Origin of the sequence: Aureimonas sp. ME7, assembly GCF_903970965.1 — a bacterium.
Classification (GTDB): domain Bacteria; phylum Pseudomonadota; class Alphaproteobacteria; order Rhizobiales; family Rhizobiaceae; genus Aureimonas.
The window spans coordinates 1-22,669 of sequence record NZ_CAJCKW010000024.1 but is presented as its reverse complement, the minus strand read 5'-3'; the positions used below and the strand labels follow the sequence as shown (position 1 = coordinate 22,669).

The 22,669-nt window shown below is 63.6% G+C and carries 14 protein-coding genes, 2 tRNA genes and 2 pseudogenes; 2 read left to right on the top strand and 16 right to left on the bottom strand.

What is annotated here, in order from left to right:
• Positions 1-249: 249 nt before the first annotated feature.
• Positions 250-324 (bottom strand) — tRNA-Gln (locus H7A85_RS19975).
• Between the two features lie 149 nt (positions 325-473).
• Between H7A85_RS19975 and H7A85_RS19970 the strand changes: the two genes are divergently transcribed.
• A tRNA-Pro gene (locus H7A85_RS19970) sits at positions 474-550 on the top strand.
• 54 nt (positions 551-604) lie between these two features.
• Here the strand turns inward: H7A85_RS19970 and H7A85_RS19965 are convergent.
• The 12 genes and pseudogenes from H7A85_RS19965 to H7A85_RS19905 all read right to left on the bottom strand — a co-directional run bounded on the left by H7A85_RS19965 (position 605) and on the right by H7A85_RS19905 (position 18,512).
• The gene (locus H7A85_RS19965; RefSeq protein WP_182422296.1) at positions 605-865 is read right to left on the bottom strand and encodes a DUF4031 domain-containing protein; all 261 of its coding nucleotides are present in this window, start codon (positions 863-865) and stop codon (positions 605-607) included.
• The gene (locus H7A85_RS19960) at positions 853-1,086 is read right to left on the bottom strand and encodes a hypothetical protein (RefSeq protein ID WP_182422295.1); all 234 of its coding nucleotides are present in this window, start codon (positions 1,084-1,086) and stop codon (positions 853-855) included. Before H7A85_RS19960 ends, H7A85_RS19965 begins: the two co-directional genes overlap by 13 nt.
• A complete protein-coding gene (locus tag H7A85_RS19955; RefSeq protein WP_182422294.1) occupies positions 1,083-1,355 on the bottom strand; it encodes a hypothetical protein in 273 nt (90 codons plus the stop codon). Before H7A85_RS19955 ends, H7A85_RS19960 begins: the two co-directional genes overlap by 4 nt.
• Positions 1,356-1,516: 161 nt before the next feature.
• A complete protein-coding gene (locus H7A85_RS19950; protein ID WP_182422293.1) occupies positions 1,517-1,759 on the bottom strand; it encodes a hypothetical protein in 243 nt (80 codons plus the stop codon).
• 323 nt (positions 1,760-2,082) lie between these two features.
• Positions 2,083-2,439: a hypothetical protein gene (locus tag H7A85_RS19945; protein ID WP_182422292.1), complete on the bottom strand. Its 357-nt coding sequence runs from the start codon at positions 2,437-2,439 to the stop codon at positions 2,083-2,085.
• A gap of 35 nt (positions 2,440-2,474) precedes the next feature.
• Entirely contained in the window at positions 2,475-2,819 is a 345-nt protein-coding gene (locus tag H7A85_RS19940; RefSeq protein ID WP_182422291.1) for a hypothetical protein, read from the bottom strand.
• Positions 2,820-2,988: 169 nt separating this feature from the next.
• Positions 2,989-3,255: pseudogene (locus tag H7A85_RS19935) on the bottom strand (IS21 family transposase); the annotation flags it as partial.
• A 496-nt stretch (positions 3,256-3,751) separates the two neighbouring features.
• The gene (locus H7A85_RS19930; protein ID WP_182422290.1) at positions 3,752-9,625 is read right to left on the bottom strand and encodes a DEAD/DEAH box helicase; all 5,874 of its coding nucleotides are present in this window, start codon (positions 9,623-9,625) and stop codon (positions 3,752-3,754) included.
• A gap of 2,044 nt (positions 9,626-11,669) precedes the next feature.
• The gene (locus H7A85_RS19925; RefSeq protein ID WP_182422289.1) at positions 11,670-14,312 is read right to left on the bottom strand and encodes a hypothetical protein; all 2,643 of its coding nucleotides are present in this window, start codon (positions 14,310-14,312) and stop codon (positions 11,670-11,672) included.
• Between the two features lie 186 nt (positions 14,313-14,498).
• Positions 14,499-15,101, bottom strand: coding sequence for a hypothetical protein (locus H7A85_RS19920; RefSeq protein ID WP_182422288.1), 603 nt, complete (start codon positions 15,099-15,101; stop codon positions 14,499-14,501).
• Between the two features lie 1,606 nt (positions 15,102-16,707).
• Complete coding sequence (locus tag H7A85_RS19910; protein WP_182422286.1) at positions 16,708-17,460, bottom strand: hypothetical protein; 753 nt, start codon at positions 17,458-17,460, stop codon at positions 16,708-16,710.
• The gene (locus H7A85_RS19905; protein WP_182422285.1) at positions 17,457-18,512 is read right to left on the bottom strand and encodes a DUF262 domain-containing protein; all 1,056 of its coding nucleotides are present in this window, start codon (positions 18,510-18,512) and stop codon (positions 17,457-17,459) included. Before H7A85_RS19905 ends, H7A85_RS19910 begins: the two co-directional genes overlap by 4 nt.
• Between H7A85_RS19905 and H7A85_RS19900 the strand changes: the two genes are divergently transcribed.
• Positions 18,511-19,032, top strand: a complete 522-nt coding sequence (locus H7A85_RS19900) for a very short patch repair endonuclease (protein WP_348519710.1) — start codon at positions 18,511-18,513, stop codon at positions 19,030-19,032. The genes H7A85_RS19905 and H7A85_RS19900 overlap by 2 nt on opposite strands.
• Positions 19,033-19,187: 155 nt before the next feature.
• Here H7A85_RS19900 and H7A85_RS19895 read toward each other — a convergent pair.
• From H7A85_RS19895 to H7A85_RS19885, 3 genes and pseudogenes are all read right to left on the bottom strand, one after another.
• Positions 19,188-19,993, bottom strand: a pseudogene (locus tag H7A85_RS19895) (IS5 family transposase).
• A 78-nt stretch (positions 19,994-20,071) separates the two neighbouring features.
• Positions 20,072-21,817 carry a DUF262 domain-containing protein gene (locus H7A85_RS19890; RefSeq protein ID WP_182422283.1) on the bottom strand — a complete coding sequence of 582 codons (1,746 nt, stop codon included), beginning with the start codon at positions 21,815-21,817 and terminating at the stop codon, positions 20,072-20,074.
• Between the two features lie 90 nt (positions 21,818-21,907).
• Entirely contained in the window at positions 21,908-22,138 is a 231-nt protein-coding gene (locus H7A85_RS19885; protein WP_182422282.1) for a hypothetical protein, read from the bottom strand.
• Positions 22,139-22,669 lie beyond the last annotated feature (531 nt).

Genomic DNA, 22,669 nt, shown 5'->3' with positions numbered 1-22,669 from the left:
CACGTCCACCTGCCGAAGTTTGGCGACGATCTCTTCCGGCTTGTGCTTCTTCTGTCCCATTCTCGTGTCCTCCATCAGCTCGAAAGCCTACTTCAGGGAGGACCACTTTTCAGGGGGCAGACCATCGCTGCGGAGCTACATTGCAGCGATCGTTGGATCCGGCATCCCCTGTGGACCATCCACAGGGATGTAACACAAGGCAGTTCGCCCTATGCCTTAAAGCACTGACTTTACGAGCGAAATTTGCCGTGGCTGGGGCGCCTGGATTCGAACCAGGGGATGGCGGTACCAAAAACCGCTGCCTTACCGCTTGGCTACGCCCCAAAACCAGCTTCAAGCGAGGGCTTCTATAATCGCTTGTCGCTGGCGGCGCAAGGAAGAGGATGGGGCGAACAACTCTTGGCGCCCGGCCAAAAGAACGCGCGAATTCTGTTGCACTTCGGCGGCCCTCTCGCTATAGACCCGCTTGGTCGCGGAGTGTAGCGCAGCCTGGTAGCGCACCTCGTTCGGGACGAGGGGGTCGCAGGTTCAAATCCTGCCACTCCGACCAGCCAACCTCCTGATAACGCTAGCGTTTGAAGAAGCCTCCCGAAGGCTGGGTCGGCTACTGCGGCGGAAATCGCGGCGGAAACCCCTCGGCGATGATCGCCACGATCTCCCGACTCGTCACCCTCTCGCACCTCGATTCGATCTCGATACGCCTGCGACTCGGCACGTCGTAGTGCGGCCGGCGCCCGCCATGGAACCAGCACCGCGAGATCCCGAGGTCCTCGGCCATGCGGTGGAGGCCTTCGATCGAGAAGGGCCGGCAGATCAGGTGCCGCCGGCCGTCGGTCAGGTAGACGGGGTCGGTCAGGCTGCCCACGCCATCCTGGCTTGCAACCTGCGGCGAGCGTTGCGATGGCGCGACTTCATGCTCATGGGTCGGGGGCTGCGGAGGTACTCCGGCGTGCGGATCGAAATCCAGGCGTCCAGCGCGGGGCCGTGACCGCGCTCAAGATCCTGCAGAAGCTGGCGATCCGTCTCTTCCATCTGCTCGCGGATGGAAGTGAGCTTGAACTCGCGGAGGGCGACGAGTTCCTTCACGACCTGGCCTCCCTGATCGCCGCGATCCTCATCCTGGTCTCCGTGATCGTCAGGATGCGACCGTGCAGCCGGCCGCCGGTCAGCTCGCAGGGCGTGACGCGGTTCTCCTCCCGGTCGTACTGGAGGTCGAAGACGCGCTTACTGTGGATCATGGCCGTGAGGATCTCCCTCGCGACGCCGGCGACGATCGCGGAGCCCTCAAGTTCGTCGGAGAAGGACACGAACGCGAGCGCATCGCAGCCGACGACGACTTCCTCGAAGTGCGCCATACCCCTGGCCTCGTATGCCGCCTGGTGCTCGGGGGCGTTCGGCGACACAACCGTCCAGCCGCAGTGCTCGCTCAGAAAGTCGGTCGCCGTGGTCTAGACGACGGTGCCGTAGGCCGTGACGGGCACGGCGAGGTAGACCGTCGCTTGGGTGCCGAGGGCGCTCACGACGCCGCCCTCCCGCTCTTGTCGGCCCGGTCGAGCGCGTCGAGGAGCGTCTCAAGGTCGTCCTCGGTGATGGACATCGACGCGCGTGTGGCGAAGTCGCGGTGCTGGCGGAGCCGAACGCGGAGAGCGCAACGGACGGCGTCTACTTGTGCCTCCTGTGCGCGGATTTCGGCGAGGCGGGCTTGGAGGGCGACCAGCCGGCGGTGCGCCTGCAGGGTTTCGATAGTGTAGGGGTTCACGTGGGCTCCTGAGGCTTCGCCGTCCGCGACGGCGGTTGCAGAGAGAGGGGTGGTGGGCGACTACGGATACGTCCACTCGCTCCGCGACGCCCCGGGCGGGAGGTCAAGCGCACGGATGTCTTCGACGCGGTGATCGGCCGCGTCTCGAAGCGTGCAGACGGGGAACTGGTCTTTCGGGTCTATCGTGCCGCGTGCGGGGCGGCCGCCCTAGGGGACGGGATCGCGCTCGCACGATCCCATGATGTGCTCGAAGATCGTCAGCACGCGCTCGCTTGCGGCGCCGTGGCGAAGGATCAGTCCGATGTATTGGCGCGGGGTGTCGGTCACGTATCCCCTCCTTCGCCCGCGATCTCGTGATCGTCGCGACGCCTCTCTAACTGCCACTCGTTGATACCGGCCAGCGCCTGACCCCTCCGCCGCACCTTCTCGGGCATGAGCGAGCGGATCAGATCGGGCACCCCGGCCTGAAGGGTCGTCTCTCCGTCTTCGAAGAAGTCGTCGAAGAGCACGATGACTAGCTCCCAGAGGAACACGACGGCTTCCTCGGGCGGCCGGTACATGCCCTTGTTCCAGGCTTTGACGGAGTGCGGCGAACATTCCAGACCGCGGGCGACGAGGTACGCGTGCACCTCGTCGAGGTTCATGCCGACGATCTGAATGATATCGGCGACGGGGGACATGCCCCCGCCGCCGACCTTCCGGTTGCTCCTGGGCATCAGAGGTGGGTGCGCCAGGTGGAGCCGCTAAGTCGTCGGTAGACGGCTCGATCAATGTCGGAGCGGAGGTCGCCGACGCCGTCACGGTTCAGCGGATACAAGGCGTCCTTCCAGCTGTTTCTTTCAGTGCCGGTGAGCCAGCGGCTTGCCATGCCTTCGACAAGCTCGTCGATCCACTCCTCGTACTCAAGACGGATAACGCGGTCGTCCGAGAGCTTCACGAGGATGGTGCCGGTGACGAGCGGAGCGTCAAAGCATTCGTCCGTCATGACGCCGAACTCCTCGAACTGTACGTGGAGCTGGCCGCCGTCGATGTCGGTCGTGAAGGGCTTCGGGCCGTGCATGGTATCCATCCATAAGGGTTCGCCTTCGGCTTGATTGCCTTGGCTCCGCCTGCCCGGCGGCTACGCGAGATGGCGCAGCCGCCATCCGATAAGCCCATATATGCTTGACAAAATCATGCTTACCAAGAGCATGCAATATCACAGGCCCGTGATTGAAGTACCATTAGCCCACAGTCCAGCCGCCGCCTCACGTAGCCGTGATCGTCGCGCAGCGGCTCGAAGATCCGCTCGGCCGTATGGCGTTGCTTCACCGGCGCCGACCCATCCGCCGACAGGATTGCGTCGATCACCGGCAACAGCGCTCCCAGCTTCGGCTTGGCCATCGGCTTCGTGCGCGTGTAGCCCGGCGGAAGGAAGAACCGGCACATTTTCGAGATCGTCCGCGGATTAACCCGAAGATCCGCGCCGCATCGCGCTGGCCGTTCTTCTCGATCATCACGAAATGCAGAACGGCGGCCTAGACTTCCACACCAAACATCCCCGGCCGTCCCCCGCAAAAGAGAACAGCCTAACCACTGGCCGGATTTTACTCCGCCGCGCTCGCCATCATGACAGGCGCTCCTGTGGTCTGGTTTGTCACCGCCGAGCACACGCATGGCGAACTTCGCCGTGCAAGGTTCCCGCCGGGACGGGAGCTCCAACGCGTTGTAGCGCTAGACGACACAATGGAAGCCGATCGCGAACGCGGCGTTCTGCGGTTCGACATTGCATTACGAAATCTAAACGTTCGCCTCGCCGCCTGTGGGGAGCGGCGAGGAAGGGTTGGTCGGGGCGTTCGGCGAACGCGATCACAAATAAATCGCGGGATCAGACATCTAAGCTATAAACGGGGCGTCAAGACGCGCTGTAATGAGTTTCGGGTCCGGACCAGGTTGGCTCCGCACCGCTGGATGGCAGACGACCTTGGTTCGCACCGACCCGCCTTGTTACCTTTACCAATCCGTTGAGGTCGATCTCCGCCGAGCGGCCTCCAACGCCTGTACCGGACGGCGGGCTGCATCGAACAGATCGACGAAGTACGTCTCCTCGCCACCCAATATCACTGAGGCCAGCGGGTCCTCGGCGATTGCGTCCGGCTCCACGCTCCACAAGGGATGTACCATCACGTAGTGTCGCTCGCCGGCCTGCGTGCGCTCTACGAGGCTGGGCAGCCCCATGCCGCCGGACGTGATCGGGGAACGCGTGCCGGTAGCGAGACGGCAGAGTTCGTCGCGGACGGCCGTCGCCATCGTCGGCCAGTCGACGAGCTCGGGATGTCGATCCCAACGCCCGTCCAAGCCGGAACGGTACGACCCATCGGTCATGGCGCGTAGGAAGCCGAGGCCAAGCCTCCAGTCGAGAAGCCCGTGGTACTGGCGGTTGCCGTATCGCCTGAGGCAGCGGTAGCAGGCCTGCGTGCAGTCCGAACGATGCTCCCCGGTGCGCCAGTTGCGGACGAGCGGATCGTCGGGATCGTCCAGCATGGATGCGACGAGACGGACGATCGTCGGTCGTCCGTCTCGTTCGACCTCGGCAAGGCGTCGGCTGAAGCCAGCTCCGTTGACGAGGCGGTCGGCGATCTGAAGCATGGGCCTTCCGCCGGGCACGCGAGGTTCGAGCGGCTCGAACTCGTCCGGATCGACGTCGAGTTCCAAGGCCGAGCGCTGCAACAGCATCTGGGTGGCGCTCACCGCGGCGGCCCTGACCGCCGCGTTGGGCGCCGTTCGGTCCAGTGCTCCCAGTCTCAACCCGAAAGGGATGGTACGAAGCTTCAGATACAGGGCGTCCGTCGGCTTGCTTGAGAAGAGCCGTATGCCATGCACGGTCTCCGCCTCGTCGCCAGTAGGCACGTCCCACGCTTGAGGGTCTAGGACCGCGTCGGTGGACATCCACTGGTTCAGCAGCCGGGGGCGCCGGGCGCGCATCCCAGTCGGAACGTGCACGGAGGTCTGGCAGACGCGCTGGACGGAGTAGCCACCCTCTCCGTCCTCCTCGGTCGCGGGAGGACCGTCGTTCAGCCGAAGTATGGTCGCGCCGGGGCCGGCGTGCAGGCTCATGTTGGTGCCCGGCACGTCGGAGGCGACGACCTCCCTGATCTCGGCCGCGACCACGCGGCGAACGGGTGGCGACTCCTCGTCGTCCTCGACGTCGACCGGACGGAACGTGGTCCTGAAGCCCGAAGGAGCAACGTAGGTCCTCGTGTGCCGCTCACCGACCTCCGTCGAGCAGTCCACGCACTCGAAGGGTTCGAAGAGACCGGGTTCGTGCTGCGTCCTCCCACGGCATCCCGGGCATTCCGCGACGAGCTGTTCCCCATCCCAGAAGGAGGGACCGGGATCCACAGGGACCGAATACGTCGTGCTCAGCATCGGTGGAAGGAGGTTTCCAGTGAAGCCAGCCGCACGATGCACCTGCTTGTCCCTCACCAGCGTCTGGCCCGGCGCGAACTCGAAGATGGCGAGATCCAGATCCCTGTCGACGCCGTCCCAGGCCACCCTGGAGCCGCCTTCCCTACGCAACCCCAGATACAGGTTCCGCACGCGGGTCGGCATGCCGTACATCGGGAACAGCCCCTTCTCCGCCATGAAGTTCGCGAAACCCCCGCCGTAGGTCGCGCCCGCAGCGACGAGGGAGTCGACCCTGTCCATGACGGCCTCCACTCCACTCCGCGTGACGAGCTCCTCCCGCCGCCCCGGAATGCCCCGACCGATGGTGCCGGAGAACCCGTCGCGCACGTCCCGGGTCGCGACGAGGGCCGCGCGGAGCTTGGCCGGCCACGGGGAGCCGTCCGCATAGTACAGAGCCGCCGGGACGAACTCCCCGTGGGGGTCGGTGGAGCCACCCCCTTCCGGAAAATTTGCGCCCTCGGCGTTCCGCACCATCGCGAAGGCCGCGGTGAACCATACCTTCCTCACCAGTCGTAGGGGTATGTCAATGTGGTCGACCGCAAGGAAGGGGGGAGGGGGAAGATCCCCCGTGATGGCCTCCGGCGTGCGGAAGTAGTGGAGATCGTGACTGCGGCTGCGGCACAGGGTGACGACGAACGAGTAGGCCTGTCCGCGGCGACCCGCACGTCCGACGCGCTGCTGGTAGTTGAAGCGCTGCGGCGGCATGTTCGCCTGGTAGACGGCCTGCAGGGCGCCGATGTCGATGCCGACCTCCATGGTCGTCGTGACCGAGAGGAGATCGATTTCGGAAGCGACTCGCTGGAGATTGGCATCGACGTTCGTCCCGTCGGGTACGACGATTCCCTTGAAGAGGCGAAGTCGTTCCGCGGGGCTGCCCGTCTGTCCGGTCAGCTCCTCGCAACGCAGACGAAAGCTCGGTAGGTTCTCGGTCCGCGAGCGGACGATCCGGCCGGCCAGGAAGCTGGTCCGCCAGAGTTCCCCGACCTCCCCCTTCCGCGCGACGGGCAGCGGCTCCCGACATCGTGTGCAGATCCCCAGTCCCCTGTGCAGATGCACGCGGGAGCATCGGTCGCAGCGCCAGTACGGATCGCCCGGCTTGGCCATCTTCACGCCGAGCTCCGCCGCGTCGATCCGACCCTCCGCATGGCCGAGACCGCGCAGCCTATCCAGCACCGTCGAAACCAGGGCTTCGGGTGCTTCGGGCGCGAACCGGCGCGCCGTCTCCATGACACGGTTCCTCGTGGGCACCCGATCGATCCAGGGCGTGAATTCGTCCGTCACGTACCGGTTCGACGAGATGCGGTAGGCATCGCCGAAGATGCGGAGCCAGGCGTCCATGACCTGATGGTCGTCGGGCGTCGGGTACTTGGGAAACAGGGTCGGATAGCCGAGCCCGGTCTCCTCAAGAGCGAAGTAGGACTTGGAGAACAGCACCTCGTCGACATGCGGATCCTGTCCACGCACGATCGTGTTGCGGATCTCGGCGCGATCGTTCGCGTGGACGCCTCCTACCGTCCAGGCGAAGCGTTCGCCGTCGCGCGAGAAGAGCTCCTGCCAGGCGAACCGTCCGTACCGTCGCATGCCCACGTCGTCGGTCGGATGGACGCCGAGCGCCAGCATGTCCTGCATCATGGGACCGGGCGTCGTTCCGGCCTCCGCCGCCGGCCGTTCCACGATGGCCTTCAGCGGGATGCGGTCCTTGCCGCTCGCCGTCGACAGCATCCCGATCCTGGCGGCGACCGCCGGTATCTGGTCCCACCGCTCCTCCTCGTTCAGACGCGCGATCTCCGCCTTCAGCTTCGCGATCTCGGCGGATGCGTCCGTTTCGGAAGTGAGACGTGCGGCGATCTCCATGATCAGGAGCCGTCTCAGATCCTGGTAGTGGGCGCGTTCGATCTCGCGTGCCGCCTTCGCCGCGTCCTGTCGACTGTCCGAGAACGCAACGATCTTCGCGAGCGCCCCGCTCGCGTGCAGAGTCTCGAACATCTCGGTGGCGAGAAGCTGCGAGGTCTTGTTGAAGCCCGTGCGGAAGCTTCGAATGGGCGAGAAGCGAGGCTTCTTCCTCATCGCGTAGCTGACGCCGCACGATGGGCAGCAGTCCGGGCCCGCGGTGCCCGACGCGTCCAGCGATCGGTCCTTCGAACGCTTGCCGCCGCAGTGGAACATGCGTCCCCGGACGTATCCCTCTTCGTCGGTGGTACGCCATCCGCGGGAGACGACACCCGCACCCGTGTCCAGCGTCGCTTCCGGCCAGGCCTCGTTGTCGCCGGCATCGACCGGTCTCGCCACCGAGGGCCAGAACATCGCGAACTGGCGGTAGCTCAACTGCTCGTAGTGCCCGATGCCTCCCGCTTCGGGCAGCTCGCCCAGATCCGGCGACGATGGCAGGAGCTCGATCTCCGACCTGCCGTCAGCCTGCGTTCCCCTCATGCCGCCGACGAAGGTCTCGCCGCAGGCCTCGCAGTAGACGAGTTCGAACTTGCGCCTGACGAAGCCGGTGCCGGACGTGTGGGTAATGCCGCGATCGACGCTCGCGCCGAGGAAGCGAACTCCACCGTCGACGCCATTGACCCGTTCGGGCGTGGCGAAGAGGCCTTCGATGCTGCGAACGAACTGATGCATGCGGAAGCTCGGGATCTCGTCGCTCGGTGCGGTCCCGTAGGTCGCCTCCAGGCGGTCGCCCATGCCGCGCAGAAGCGTCAGACCTCTGAGCGCCTTCCGCTCGCGATCTCCGGACGATCCGAAGATGCGTTCCGCCATGATGCCGAGCGTGGTCGCCCTCGGGCGCCGGCCTCCTCGCGCGTCTTGCGAGACGCACGACCAGGCCAGTCGGGCGGCCGCAGCTTCTACGGCACGAACGGCCACATCCGCCTCCGCGAGCCCCGACGGCCCGCCTAGGGCGGAGACGCAGGACGCGATCGCATCGCGCACCGGCGGATCGGTCGGAGCGATCCGTCGCGCCATGTCGCCGGACGGGGCTACCGCATCGACGAGTTCCACGAAGGCGTCGCACGACAGGAGACCGCCGACGGGTTCGTCCGGAAGGATCGGTGCGCCCGGGACGATGCAGCTTCGCCATTCGGCCCGATCGGAGAACCCGGGGTCGCCGGCGTGCCGCGACGTGCCGAAGGGACCGAAGAAGTCGTCCAGGTACCGGATGCTGCGCTCGCCATCCTCGCCGTCGACGGGAAGCGAGGCGCTGGAGGCCAGGATGCGGAGCTTGTGCCTGGTCTCGTCGCGGTCGAGGCCGAGGCGATGGACGAGTGCGCGGACGAGACCCGCCGTCTCGGTGCCGGCTGACCCTCGGACGAGATGGAGTTCGTCCAGGACGAGGTAGAAGTAGGCATCCTCGTCCTCGGCCAGCCAGGCGGCGGTCTGCGCGAAGATGGGATCCTCCACCTCGCGGGCGAGCATCGTGCCGAGCATGGACGCGTTGGTGACGAGGATGTCCGGTGGGTCGGCCTGCATGTCCCAACGCGACACCATCTCCCCACCGTCGATGGCCGGAAAGAGGTATCGCGTCGGTTCCGGCCTGCCGCCGGTCTGGCGGTCGTGCGCGACGGCCAGATCGTGCCCCTTCCGGAACTCCTCCATGGATTCGGCGAGTTGCGCCGTCTTGCGGATCCGCCGACGCTCCTCTTGAAGGCCAATCTTGCGCGGGTGGCGTCTGAACTGCGTGACGGGAGTGGCACCGGTGTAGCGTCCGAAGAAGATCCGGTTGCCGCCGAGGCGGCGGTCCATGACGTCCCGAGCCTCGGGCGAGTCGAGTGTCCGTCGCAGGCGCGTCATCTGGTCCTCGACCAGGGCGTTCATCGGATACAGCACGAGCGCCCGGACGGCGGACGGCCTGCCCTGCGGTTCACCCCGCCTCTTGCGCTCGAACTCCGCGTCCTTCGTGCCCCACCAGCGACGACCGAGGTACCCATTGGGTGGCCGCGGCCATCCCATCGCCTCCCGGACGATGGCGGCGACGATCGGCAGCATGAACGACTCGGTCTTGCCGGATCCGGTTCCCGAGGTGACGATGCCCGGACATCCCGGCGTGGTGCCGCGGCGAAGCATCGTCATCTGATGCTCGTAGGGCTCGTAGAGGCTCCTTCGTCCGATCCGACCGCCTTCGACGTGGGCCGACGGAAAGAGACCGGACAGGACGAGTTCGACGAACGCCTCCCTCGCGGCGACCGGCATGTCGCCGATCGGATTGTCCTCGAAATCGTCCACGAGACGTTCGAGCGGATATCCGCAGACCTCGTATCGCGGGACCGGCTCCATGAGAGGATCGGTGGCGAGGTTCCCGAACCGATCCATGAGCGATCGACGGACCTCGGCCAGATCGGCGTTCCGTATCCGGAACGCGGTATCTAGATAGCTCTGGAAGAACTCCCGCAGGCGTTCGAAGCCACCGATGGGATCGATCATGTACCCGTCCTCGTAATCTCGTTCGTCGGTGTGGGTTGGGCTGACGGGGTGCTTCGTTCGTGCCGGCCCGTCAGGCACTCGACCGCTAGCCGGCATGCCGTCCCGTCGTCGCCCCAGGCAGTCGCGGCCGCGTGGAGCGCCAGGAGACGTTCGCCGGCATCGGCACCCGACACCCCTTCCGCCAAGGCTTTCGTGAGGAGGGCGGAGCGCATGTCCGTGGATATCGCCGGGACGGACGGGACGGGTTCCAGTTCGGTCGTCCTAGTGGTCCCCGTGCGCATCAGTGCCGCCACGAGCGCGTCGCGTCCTCCCGATGCCCAAGGAAGGGGACGTCGCCCTCTAGCGCCGTCCTCGCGGTCCGGCGAGGTCGGGGACGCCGTGGTGGCCACGACGAGGAGGTTCTGCGGCCGTGTCTCGCGGAAGGCGGTGCGGAACGCCGGAAGCCAGTCCGAGAGGGATGCCCGATCAAGGTCGTCGAGCGCGACGAACAGGAACCTCGACGGTTCCTCCTCCGCTCGTCGCCAAGCCTCCGCGAGGGCGGTCGGCAGACCAGATCCGGGATGACGCCAAAGATCCTCGGGGCCCAGAACGGAGGGGTCTAGGGGTTGCCGGACGAAGCGTCCGCCGGCGACGACGTCCGCGTAGGCTTTGAGGATCGTCGCAACGGAGTCGCCCGCCAGCACGGGTACGTCGCCACTTCTGCAGTGGATGTCCAGCGTTCGGAAGACATCCGCTTCCAGACCGAGCGACTTCGCTCTCGACGTCAGGACGGCCGCCAGATCGAGCATTCCTATCGGTGCGCCAGGAACCGAACGATCGGGACGCGCCCAAGGCGCGAGCTCGGTGACCCGTCCGTCGTTCGGGCTAGGGACAGGCGCGGCGTCGTCCGAGCCGAGGACGTTCGCGAACAGGCGTCCCGCCTCCCGTACGTCGCCGACGAACGTCGCGACGCGTCCGTCCAGCAGCGTCGTGGCGTTGGCGACGGATGCCTCGATCTCGGCAAGCCGTTCCGAACGCGACGCCACCAATGTCTCGACGAGTTCCACCTCCCTTCGGAGGTCGTCCCGAAGCGCGATGCGCTCGCCGATCTCCGTCTCGACGGCGTGCACGATCTCAGCCCTTACGGCCTCGCCTTCGCGACGACGGAGTTCGGCGCGTTCGGCTTCCGTCAGCGCGACGAGCGCCTGACGCACGGCGTCATGGGAATGCAGCGCGTCTGCGATCGCGGCAACGGCCCCGCTGCCCTTCGACAGCTTTGGCACGAACTCCTCCAGCCGTGCCCTGGCGGCCAACAGGGCCTGGGTACGGCCACCAATCGCGTCCGAATCGCGGTAGAGCGAGAACAGTCGCGTCGCGAGCTTCTCGGTCAGCCGGAAATCCTCCGACCTGGTGCCGAAATCTCCGCTCCGCCGGAGACGTCGAAGAATGACCTGGAGGAACTCAGCATCGTTCTGCCAGTTGACGGCGCCCGTCGGAACCTCCGGAACGAGTCCGGGTAGGACGAAGCGGCGGCCGGCGATCTCGAAGAGGTCGTTCCTCCGGAACTCGTTCCGGAATGTCTCGACCGCCTCCACTTCGGCCGCATGCGACAACGTCCATCGACCGGTCTGCGCGGACCGCATGAACGGCGGCCGGGCGATCAGATCGGGACCGACCGGGACGACCACCGCACCGTCGTTCTGCTGTCCCAGGTCGAGACCGCGTTCGAGCACCGTCTCGCGGAGCATGGCGGGCGTGTGTCGTGTCAGCCGCTCGATGTACTCGTAGGGCTCGCAGACGTCATCGGTGACGAACCGGTCCTTGACGTCTGGACGCTCGTTCCTGGCAACTGTGAACAGGACGACGTAGCCGGACCGCTTGCCGAAGAGCCTCGGATCCGTGCTGAACGCGTGCCCCTCCAACGGGAGGCGATTGCCGAGGAGCGGCTGCCAACCGATACGGGTCGCGATTGCCCGGCCCACGACCCGTGAGAACCTGCGCTGCTCGTTGTTGAACGCCAGTTCGCCGATGTAGATGTCCCGAAGAGTTGGATCTGTTTCGTCCCTCAGCACGTATGTGTGGCCTTCCAAATGCTTCGTGTTAACAACTCCGATCTTGCTCCCCTCGCTCTCGCCATCGCCGCCTCCCTCAGTTCGGTTCCCCAATGCCGATCCGGCGATGGTCCCTCGAATGCGGGACCGAGCCATCCGGACAGCATTCCGGCGTCCGCAAGGCTGCAGGGCGTGCGATAGATCCAGGACCCGTCCACCCCGAACACCATCTCCGGACCTCGAAGCGTCCGCAACCGGAGATGGCGCGCGACGATTGGTGGGAGTCCACCGTCGTGGGCGAGACGGTCTAACGCGCCGAGGGCGGCATCAAAGCGGAAGAGGGCGCGTCCAGCCATGCTATGGGCTACGATAAGCGCGGCCGATCGGCCATCTAGCAACAGGGGAGCGGCATCTCCGGTGTCGATGCGGTAGATGTCCGCAGCGTTGGGCCTTGGCGTGGTCAGTCTCGATAGGACGACCGCTCCTTCCTCTCCGCTGATTGGATTAACGAAACGGCCAGAGCCCCAACTCCAGACCGACGCGGTCGATCGAAATTTGTCGCTGTACAGACTCGGAGGGAAGCTCGGTCGACCATCGGCGATAGGGACCGCGGTCTTCGGCCGCACCACGGGGAGTCCCATGCCGCGCACGAAGTCGACCCCGTCCGCGACCTCCGCCACCGGCAACGGTACCCGCCAGCCTGCACCACCTTCTCGAATTCCTGAACTTCCGCCATGCCGACGCGCGGTCTCGTGAAAGCGGTTTCGTATGCGCTGGCCCGCCGCTCCCTCCAAAACGAAAGTCCGACCGTCCGAGAACGAGACCAGTTGCGGCGGTACAAGGAACCAGCGGCGAGCTCTCCAAACAGGGCAGACTCGCCCTTCCAACCAGCCACCGTCCACTAGAAGACGGAGAAGATCCCAGGTCGCTCGTTTAGTCGGAGCGACGACGGATAGCACCCTGTGCAGTCCCGCCTCGTCCCATCCTCTTTGTCCCGCGGCGACCACGACTTCCAGAAGATCGCAGAGGCGCCGTTCGACCGGGGCGTCCACGATCTCCGTGACGGTGCCGATGATCGTCGTCGGTGTAAGTTTGTACGGATCGGGTTCCGCGATGCGCCATCCGGGAACCAGACTGTCCGCCGTCTTCGGAACGCGTTCTGGTGCATCCCGCTGGAACGGCAGCGCCGGCGAGGAGCGGACCGACCCAGCCTCCTCTATCGGGATGCGCCAGACTCCCTCGATCGGCTCCACGCATCCCAACTCGACTCGGCCTGCAACGATCTGAACCGTTGGAGCGTCCGTCGTCGACTGCACGGTCACGATGGACGCGTTGCATCCGGACACAGCTTCGACCGTTGGTAAGAACCCAGATCGTCCGAGGTACGCGTCGCCGACGCGGATACCTCCGACAACCCGCACACGGGACACGTCCGTTGCATGTAACGGATCCCGTCGCCCAGTTCCTACTGCCAGTCGTGCGGCTTCGGAGATCGACATGACGGGGTAGAGCCGCCAGCATGCGTTCCGATCGGAAGCGCTAGCCGCAGTTGATTGCTCTCGCTGGCGGACGAGGGGCCGTACCGACGAGCCCACGATGTGCCTGGCGGCACGCCAAACGCCCCATTGCACTTCGACGAAGGGAATGAAGCCTTCCGAGTGGCACCGCAGGAGATCGGGTGGGAGCGACGCCGACCGGCCACGTATTAACTTGAGGGCCTGTTCGAGCGTCAGGTCTACGGAGATCGGCGAACCCGGTCGCTCGCCGATCGAGACGTCGAGATCCATCAGGACGTCCTCCGCATCCGTGGTCAGAACGAACGCGTCGAGCCCGTCGGCATCGGTCGATACGTCCAACTCGAAGCATCGACCTCCGTCGGCGCGCTCGGCAGGGGGCCTGAGCGCCGCCATGGCCAGCCAGAACGCATGGTCGGCGAGCAGCCGCTCGCCCCGTGCGCGTCGCCGATCGAAGTCCTCGAACGCACGGATGAAGCCCTGGGACCATCTTTGCCGACCGATCTCGGCGCGAACCACATCTGACAGGCGGTGGGAGTCGAGTGCTGGGACGGCTGCGAGAGACGAGAACGACCGTTCCATGCGATCGAGGTCGTGTCGCGATGGAAAGGCGATGCGGATGGAATGTCCGATGCGCTTCATCCAGCCGGGATCAGGCAACGCGATCGGCCTTACGTCTCGACCCGCGGTCCTTGCCCCGTCGCACCAGACGGCGGCGTTCTTCCAGAGGGTGGCCAGCCCTTCCAGGGAGTAGATTCCCTGATCCCAATTGAGGATCTCTCTCAGTCGTTCGGGAAACAGGCCGGATTGCGCCACCTCCGGAGCAACGGACGCGACGTAGCAGGATAGGACGAGATAGTTGAAGTAGCCCATCACAGGCAGGCCGTCCGGTGGCCGGACGCTCCAACCATGACCGAACGCATTTACGAGATCGTCACGACGGAACACGGCCAGGAAGCTCGCCCTGGCCGCATCCCCATCCGACGGCGGCAGTCCGATCGCTTCCGCCAGCCGCCGGGGCTGTGCGTCCACGAACTCCAGGGCCGACGATCCCTCGGATCCCCCGGTGCCGAGATAGTAGCGCGTCAGCGCCAGTTCCCAGTCCCAGTACGTAGACATCCCTCGTCGCTTCGTTTTCAGCATCGACCCATCGCGAAGCTCGGGACATTCCGTCCCCGGGGAAATTTCTCGATGCCCATGCTCCGGACCGGAACGCGGCAAGTCGTACTGTTCCGCGAATGGAAGGGGGGCACGTTCCAGGACGGGTCTGCGATCGACGGCGCCTTGAATGAACGCGTCGACGCTCGCGGCGGCGTGATTTCTCCGAAGTCAATCACGGAGCTTGGGGCCGATCCGAATCTTCAGCGTGTCCAGCCTGTGTCCTACGCCGTGGATCGCAATCCTTCCGTCGTCGAGGATTAGTTCCCTCAGATAGCCGAACAATCTGTGGAAGTTTCCCTGCACGACGTTGATCCGCCTAGGCATCACTTCGTCGACCTGGATGACGTCGAGCGAAGCCCGGAAGAATTCGCGCCCGCGAAGGATCAGCCGTTCGGTACCGAAGCGTGCATCCACCACGGCGGACATCGCGCTTCTGACTTCGTTCGGCGACAGATCCTCGACAGTGATAACCTCGCGGGAGCGACCGAGCCGTCCTATGCCTTTTGGGATCGGTTCGGCATCTCGTTCGTCGCCGGCTGGCGTGATGCCGAGCGGCTCCACCGCCTTCGATATGTCGTTGCGGCTCGAACGTTCGCAAAGCCTCTTGGAAAGCGCGGCGCGAACAGAATCGAAGTGGGCCCATTGTCCGTCTCCACTCGGTTTGAAGTCCGTCCCCGTCGAAGCCAGCACCTCGACCAGCATGGAGATGCATCTCTCGTAGGTGCGGAACGCTGCCAGATTCCCGCCTGCGAGCGGTTGTGTATCGTCCATGTATCGTTCCCCCCCGCTCCATTTGATCGCTCAGAGCAAGAGGTCTTGCAACCATTGGGAGTGGCCGGAACGAACTTTTCAACGATGCAATGTCGGGGTAACTGAGGATATCCGCAGCTTAGGACGTGCAGTACGTCGTTTGACTTCATCCCATTCAGGAAGCCATTGAGCGAACGGTTTCGAGTCGAGAACGCCCTACCATGGCGTCTACGCATCGCGTGCAGCTTGGCGACGGGGGATGGACGTGGAGATTGATATTCGGCCTGCGTGTCCAAGCGCGTCAGGCGTATACCTTCGGCTCATACGATGATCCTGAGAGATTGTTTCGCTACGTAGTACGGCGACCACGCCGGCGAGCAGGACTGAGTACAGTGCGCTGAATACGAAGCGCATCTACTTCTTGAGACAGGCGTGTGCACCAAAAATTGTGCTTGTGTCCAGTGGTCGCCTATCTCTCACCGTGACCGTGGATAGGGGATTTTTCCCCTCAAGTTCTGCGTCCGTCCCCTGTATGTTCCGATCATGAAGCACGAGTCTCCGCCCCCTTCCGACCCTCTTCGAATCGTCAGCCTCTTCAGCGGCATCGGCGGTTTCGAAGTCGGCCTGCACCGATCTGGACATCAGACGATACTCATGTGCGAGGCTGATGATGCGGCGCGTGCTGTGCTACGCCATCGGTTCCCCGACATCGACATCGCGGATGACGTTCGGACGCTGCCGGAACTTCCGGCCTGCGACCTCATCACCGCAGGATGGCCGTGCCAGGACATCAGTCCTGCCGGGGGAACGAAGGGCTTGGCAGGCGCAAACTCAAGTTTGATCGAGCACGTGTTCCGTCTACTGTCGACCGCCGCCGATCGACCCCGATACGTTCTGCTTGAGAACGTCGCCTTCGCGCTCGACCTGAAAGGTGGCGAGGCGGTTCGATACGTAACGGAGCAATTGTCCGCCCTTGGCTACCGGTGGGCGTACAGGATCCTTGATACCCGAATGTTCGGCCTTCCACAGCGCCGACGCCGACTCTACGTGCTCGCATGCCGAGAGGAAGATCCAGCGACCATCTTGTTCGACGGTCTGGCGAGCCTCCCGATCGAAGACGAAGCCGACCCCCGCATGGTCGGCTTCTACTGGACCGAGGGCACAAGGGGGCTAGGATGGTCGCCCGATGCTGTTCCCCCGCTCAAGGGAGGCTCTGGCCTCGGGATACCATCGCCACCGGCTATATGGGACATCGCCAACGTTCGCTTCATGCTGCCGACCATTGGGGACGCGGAGAGGCTGCAAGGTTTCTCCGCAGACTGGACGATCGCGGCCTCGACAGATCGGAAGACCGAGCGTCGACGTTGGCAGTTGGTCGGGAACGCGGTCAGCGTCCCGGTGGCGGAGTGGATCGGTCGACGGTTGGGCCGCCGATGGACGGATCGCGAGCTGTTGCCGGAAGGCCGGCCAAGCGAACGTCTCCCCAGGGCCGCCAGCGGTGGCCCTTCCATGCCGACCATGGGGTTCGCTGCTTCGCGGGAGGGGCCATCGATCGCGAAGTTGGGCAAACTCTCGGATTTCAAGCTCGCGGATGGCCCCGCCCTTTCTCAGCGAGCCCTGATTGGCTTCACGAGGCGATATCAGGATGGGAGCCTACGTCAGAATCCCCGCTTTCTTGCAGATCTTCATCGATGCCAGGAAGTAGCGGCATCACGCTGACGTATCCTCGGTTGGCACGATAGGTTTCCACTGCCGAAATATACGAGACCATGAATGTGGATACCCGCTTTAGTATTATGGTAAGTTCCGTGCCTGTGGTCTGTGATCCTGCCTCGGCAAAGGTTTCTAAGCCGTGTGCCAACATGTTGCGTCGCTTTCGGATGTTGTCGAGATCGTCGCCTCCGCGCGTACCCGCGGGAGCATCCCAAGCTAAGCCTAACTGCTCCTTCAACTTGATAGCCGATGTCTTGCCGAAGTTGCCACTGAACGGAAGGCGGACCAGTCCATCTTCGTCCCATTTGACTGTATCTCCAGCCATCGGAACGACACCCTTTAGGACTGCTCCATGAGCGTATCCGGCTTGCATCTTCCTGAGAAATTGGGCTTGGAGAGCGTCTAGCCGCCAGAACTCTGATGCGTCCCTGAATGACACGCCTTCGGCTACGATCGCCCCTCGCAAATCGGAGAGGGTGCGCCGCATGACGGCCTCGACGGCATTGTACATCATTACGTAAGCAGACGCCCGCAGTGTGACGATGACCGTTGCAGTCTGCGCGAAGTGCCGCCGGTTATTTCGTTGTCGCTTCTCGTACTCCTGCAGCTGAAGCAGTAGAGTCCGTATGTTGGCGACTCGGCTGTTGAAATCCTCCAGCGCGCTCACTGATCCTCCAGTAGGCGGTCTCGCACGAACTCGATGCGACTGCGCAACCGAGGCCCACTATTGCTGGCGTCGGTACGGATCATCTTCACGAACTCTACGTCCTGAAGCCAGTCCATGTCCTTCGGTTCGAGCTCAGGTTTCTCGCGGAGCGCCAGGCAGGCCCCGACCGCTATGGCTTCGAACCTCACGCGCGGAACCTGCTGCGTGTTTTCTCTAAAGAAGGCTTTGGGATTCAACGCATCAATGAAGGCCATTACGAGATTGAACTCGTCCGCCATGCGTGAGATATCGTTGTTCGTGAGATCCTTGTTGAAAGTCCTGAACTTTCGGTCAATGAATTTACGGACGTCGTGCGTGAATTCTTGGTAGAATTTGCTGTATACGAAGAAGCGGGCTACAAGTTCTTGACGCTCGCTCTCGGGGTTCGGGTTCCCTCGGGATCCCTTCCCAGGTGCAAGTCTCTTAAATAGGGAGGTGTTTGCGCACTTAACGACGAGATCCAGGAACGGTCCCTGATAAGCCCCTTTGCGGATTTCGGCTTCGGTCAGTTGCTTCGAAGACGTATTAACTCGCCGGAAAAGTTCTATGCGAGCGCTTTCGTCGGTTCCTTCTTCTAGCACGAACGAGCGGATCGGGCTGTTCATGAAACGTTTGCGCAGGATGCTTGGTAGATCCTCGAACGCGGCGCCGTTCAAGACGTCGAGCTTCTCAAGACCGGTGAGGCGAAACTTGTTCCCTACGAACTCCACAAGTGTTCGAATGCGCTGCGATCCATCGACGATCTCAAGCCGTCCCTCTACTTCGTAGAAGAAAACAGGCGGCACCGGGACTCGGAGCAACACACTTTCGATGAAGTAAGACTTCCGATCTTCAAGCCATTGGAGGCTGCGCTGATAATCGGGGATGTAGACATCGCCCTCGTCGGGAGCTTTCTCCTTGTAGCGTCCCACCAACGTGTCGATAGGATAGTCGGTGACGAGATAGCGAATCTCGCTACGTGCAGCGTCGACCGAATTCAGGATGTCGGCTTGATCCGTTTTCTTCCAGGACATTCGACCTCCTTGCCATGCACCGGTCACCGGAACATATGCGAATGCGGTAACGGAGTTCCTAAAGCTGACTGATTCTTCAACCCCCGCGGTAGATCCGAAGCGCAGCAAACTAATGGCGCGTGTGCGCCAGAAGGACACGACACCGGAGATGGCGTTGAGGAGGACTCTTCATCGCCTCCGCTATCGCTTCAGGATCCACGTCAGGACGCTGCCGGGCACCCCCGATATCGTCTTCCCGTCGCGCCGGAAGGCAATCTTCGTCCACGGTTGCTTCTGGCATCGTCATGCGGGGTGTCACAAGATGACTACGCCGAAGACCCGTGTCGAGTTTTGGCAGGCCAAGTTCGATAGGAACGTCGAGCGCGATGCAAGCGTCGTACGCATGTTAGAAGACATGGGATGGTCGGTCCTAACGATCTGGGAATGCCAGACTGAAGTCGAAGACGAGATGCGACGTCTCGCTACCGACTTCTTAGGCCCTCCGGGTGGGTGCAAAGTCTTCCCTCGATCGGTAGGATAGTTGAGTGTAGCCATTCGATTGGTTTCAGTCGGGCTCGTCCGTATCCGCCTGCATTCAAGACCACCGCGCATCCGTTGAGACCTCGGTCAGCAATCCATCTGGCTCGCTATCAAAACGTTAAACCGCACTAGGTTTGTTGAGCGTCGCCCGGAAAGTCATGAGGAGCGTGCGAGGCGTCGCAGGGTGATCATGACGGAAATGGCGTAGAGGAAGGCAGTTACGGAGGCGAGGGTTGCCTCGGAGTAGTTCCAAGGGCGTCGGCTCCGGCTAATCCAGGCAAAGGAGCGTTTCACGACTCCGCGCTGAGTATGAACGGCGAAGCCGACCTGATCGGGCCGCTTCCTGACGATTTCGATGTCGATCAGCGTGGCTGTGCGCGTCCGCCCTCCGGCAAAGCCGGCATCGGCGAAGGCCTTCGTCACGGAGGGAACGGAACGCCGCGACAGGCACAAGACCGGAAACACGCCGTCGCGATCCTGGACGCTGCCGGGCCGGGGATCGAGAACGAGGGCGCGTCCGTCCGTATCGGCCTTGGCCTGACGCTTCCTGCCTTTCACCTTCTTGCCGGCGTCGTAGCCATGTTGGCCGCCAGACTCGCTGGTCTTCACGCTTTGGCTGTCGAGCATGACTGCGCTGAGCGAGACTTCGCGCCTGATGAGACGATGGTTGATCCTGGCGAAGACACCTTCGTCGCGGAAGCGGTAAAAGTAACCGAACACCGTGCTCTTGCGCGGCAGGTCCCTTAGGATCAACCGCTATGGAATGCCGCCCGGCAGGATATAGAACATCTCATTGACGATTTCGTGCATCGGCCATTTCGCCGCACGCCCTCTTCCAGCGGCGACGGCAGCATGGACTCGATGATCACCCATTCGGCATCGGTCATGTTGGTTTCGTATCGTAAGTGATTGCGGCTATGCCGCCGCCGGGCGGTCGAAGTCACATGGCATTTCCAGGTCATGCGTCAGATACCTCCTGGAATCAGCCTTACCTCGACCACTCAACCCCTTTTCGGATGGACTCTAAGTTCAAGTCGATCTCACGGCGGTGTCGCGTCGTTCGGGGGGAAGGGAATATCCCATGTCTTGGCCAATGCACGCTTAAGTTCCGTCTGGCGCTTCTCCAAGCGTGCCGGCGTCCAGTCCTCGGCATAGATGACGCCGGTCGTCAGCGCGAAGGGGGAAACGCCCTGTCGCGTCGCGAAGTAGCGCGCCTTCTTGGTCGCGAAGTCCCAGTTCCGCGCCGACGAGTTCGCCCGGCGGTCCAGCAGCACGAGGTTCGCCAGCTTGTGGGTCCACGCCGCCCGATCGCTCGCGGCGAACGTTTTCGTCCAGTCGCCATTCGGTTCAGGGTTCTGGGGCAAGACATGCTCGATCGTCACGACGTCCGTCGCATAGGTCGCGCCCTTGCCGGAAACCTCTCCATCTAGGCGCAGGAGCAGCGGAAGCCGGACGCGCGTCTTCTCGTAGACGTCTTCGTCCAGTATCGCGAGCATGGTGGTCTGCTCGGCATGGGACAGGGCGACAGAGCGTCCGGACCACGTCGGTTCCCCCTTTGCTCCTGGGGACGCGGACGCATCCTCGATGTCCCTGATCAACGCCGCGTAGCGTGAGATCCTCGCGTTGATGTCGGCTCTGGACAGGAACAGAAAGTAGGCGAGCGTCTCAAGCTTGCGCATGAATAATTCGACGTGCTCGACGCCCGGCTTGCCGTCGTTCCAGAGGAAGCGCAGCGCTGGTGCGAGCCAGTCCCCGTTGTCGAGACGCTGTAGATGGGCGAGTCGTTTCGCCGCCGCCTCTCCATAACGCTCCTCGAAGGCCGGACGGTTCATTAACAGGCGGTACTGGTCTCCGATCGGCTCAAGCAACGTGCGCACGAACGCGGACGGATGTGCGAAGGCCGGCACGACGCGTGGGAAATCGATGTCGAGACGGCGTCGTGGCTTCTCTTTCTGGAAGATCATGCGAACGTTCTGGAAGAGTTCGACGAAGCGCTCGCGGCCGACGATCTCCTCCATCGCCTCCCAGCGCGAAGCCAGATCCTCCTCTTCCGTCTCGTCGACCGCGCGCTCCAGCAGGTCCGCCTTCAGGATGTCGGTCGGCGTTAGGTCGAGCCCCCGGGCGTTGAGGACTGTGAACACGCGATGGGCGACGTCGACGTTCTCGACGGCGATGATGACGAGGTAGCAGCGCTGGAGGAGGAATCGCATGAGGGCGTCACGCCGTTCGGGCGTCCATTCGGACAACTTCCTGCGATAGAACGCGCAGTTGATCGCCACGCACCGCTGGGCCCCGTTCCTGGCGAGCGGCGTCGCGTCCGTTCCGGTCGAGCCCATCTCCTGGATGTTCAGGCGGAAGTATTCGGCGTCCTTCTTCCTGAGAGTCATGCGCGGGCGTTCCACCGCGCCGGTATCGGCATCGCCGGCCTCACAGACGAATCTATGACGCGACACCTGCTTCGACGCGTCCGACAGATCCCGCAGCACGGCGAGGAGGATCGTGAGCGTCGTCAGCCGCTGTTGACCATCAACTACCTGCGATCGCGGCGCGCCAGGCGCCTTGATGAGAACGATGCTTCCGAGGAAGTAGGTGATCGGCTCCTTGGGGGCCGCTAGAGCCTGATCCATCGCGTCGACGATGTCGGACAGCAGAGCCTGCGCATGCTCCGCCTCCCATGCGTAGGGTCTTTGGTAGGATGGGATCGAGAAGGCGTAGGCGTTTCCGAAGACGCGCTCCAGCTTCTCCTGTCCGGCCTTGATCGGTTCCAGTTCGATGGGAGCCAGCATAATCGGTCTCGACGTTTGGTTCTTGAGCGCGTTGATGCCGACGTGATCGTCCGCTGGGATCAGGTCATTCGACCCGCTGGCGGTCCTTCGTCAAGCAACCTTTTTACCGAACCGCTGCGGCACGTTCCGCTCCTCCATCACCTCACCTATGCCGGTATCGACCGTATACTGGATCGCGACCGCTTCGACCGCGGTCGTAGATGCCAGCTCCGCCTTTGGTGCCACTTCTTTGGCCGTGCGGAAGTCGAGCGCTCGGCCGCCGATCAGGCACTTCCCGCTGCGCTCGAACAGTTGCACGATGAACAGAGTCTTGGCGGGCACGGTCGCCTCCGGGGGGAAGGACGAGAGGTGTCCGTGCCCCGTGCCCCGTGCCAGCGGCAAGGCGGTGCGGCAGGTTACTCAAACGTCTTCTATAGGCGCACGGAAGCGTGTTGACCCGTCCCATTGTTAGAGCGGATAGTGAACAGATTGCTCGGCAAGTTCGGGTCCGTTGGCGCCAAGCCATCTGACCGATCCCGCATCGTCCTATGCGGTCACCCCTGAACCAACCTTAACTAGCGGCGCTGCGCGAGCGCGTCCGCTCGCTCAGGGGACGCTCGGCGCTGAATTACCTGACGCTGCCCTTCGGCATGTCGGATGTCCACAACTGATCGGCTGCGCCCCGAGTCGCGGGGCAGGTCACCCGCCGCTGGTGCTGGTGGGACGGTCGGGAATGCGCGTCCGCCGCCCTGGCCTGCCCCTATCAGGTGGTCCGGTTCAAATCTAATGCATGGTAGGTTTGGCGACCACGGTTGAGGTGGCCGGCGAAGCGGGTTGGGGTGGCGCAGCCGGCCATAGCGCGGCGGCAGGTGC

Excerpts from the sequence above, each read along its gene's own strand:
- H7A85_RS19955 (WP_182422294.1), bottom strand. The coding sequence starts at position 1,355 with ATGGCGCACTTCGAGGAAGTCGTCGTCGGCTGCGATGCGCTCGCGTTC.
- H7A85_RS19945 (WP_182422292.1), bottom strand. The coding sequence starts at position 2,439 with ATGTCCCCCGTCGCCGATATCATTCAGATCGTCGGCATGAACCTCGAC.
- H7A85_RS19940 (WP_182422291.1), bottom strand. The coding sequence starts at position 2,819 with ATGCACGGCCCGAAGCCCTTCACGACCGACATCGACGGCGGCCAGCTC.
- H7A85_RS19930 (WP_182422290.1), bottom strand. The coding sequence starts at position 9,625 with ATGATCGATCCCATCGGTGGCTTCGAACGCCTGCGGGAGTTCTTCCAG.
- H7A85_RS19925 (WP_182422289.1), bottom strand. The coding sequence starts at position 14,312 with ATGCTGAAAACGAAGCGACGAGGGATGTCTACGTACTGGGACTGGGAA.
- H7A85_RS19920 (WP_182422288.1), bottom strand. The coding sequence starts at position 15,101 with ATGGACGATACACAACCGCTCGCAGGCGGGAATCTGGCAGCGTTCCGC.
- H7A85_RS19905 (WP_182422285.1), bottom strand. The coding sequence starts at position 18,512 with ATGTCCTGGAAGAAAACGGATCAAGCCGACATCCTGAATTCGGTCGAC.
- H7A85_RS19890 (WP_182422283.1), bottom strand. The coding sequence starts at position 21,817 with ATGCTGGCTCCCATCGAACTGGAACCGATCAAGGCCGGACAGGAGAAG.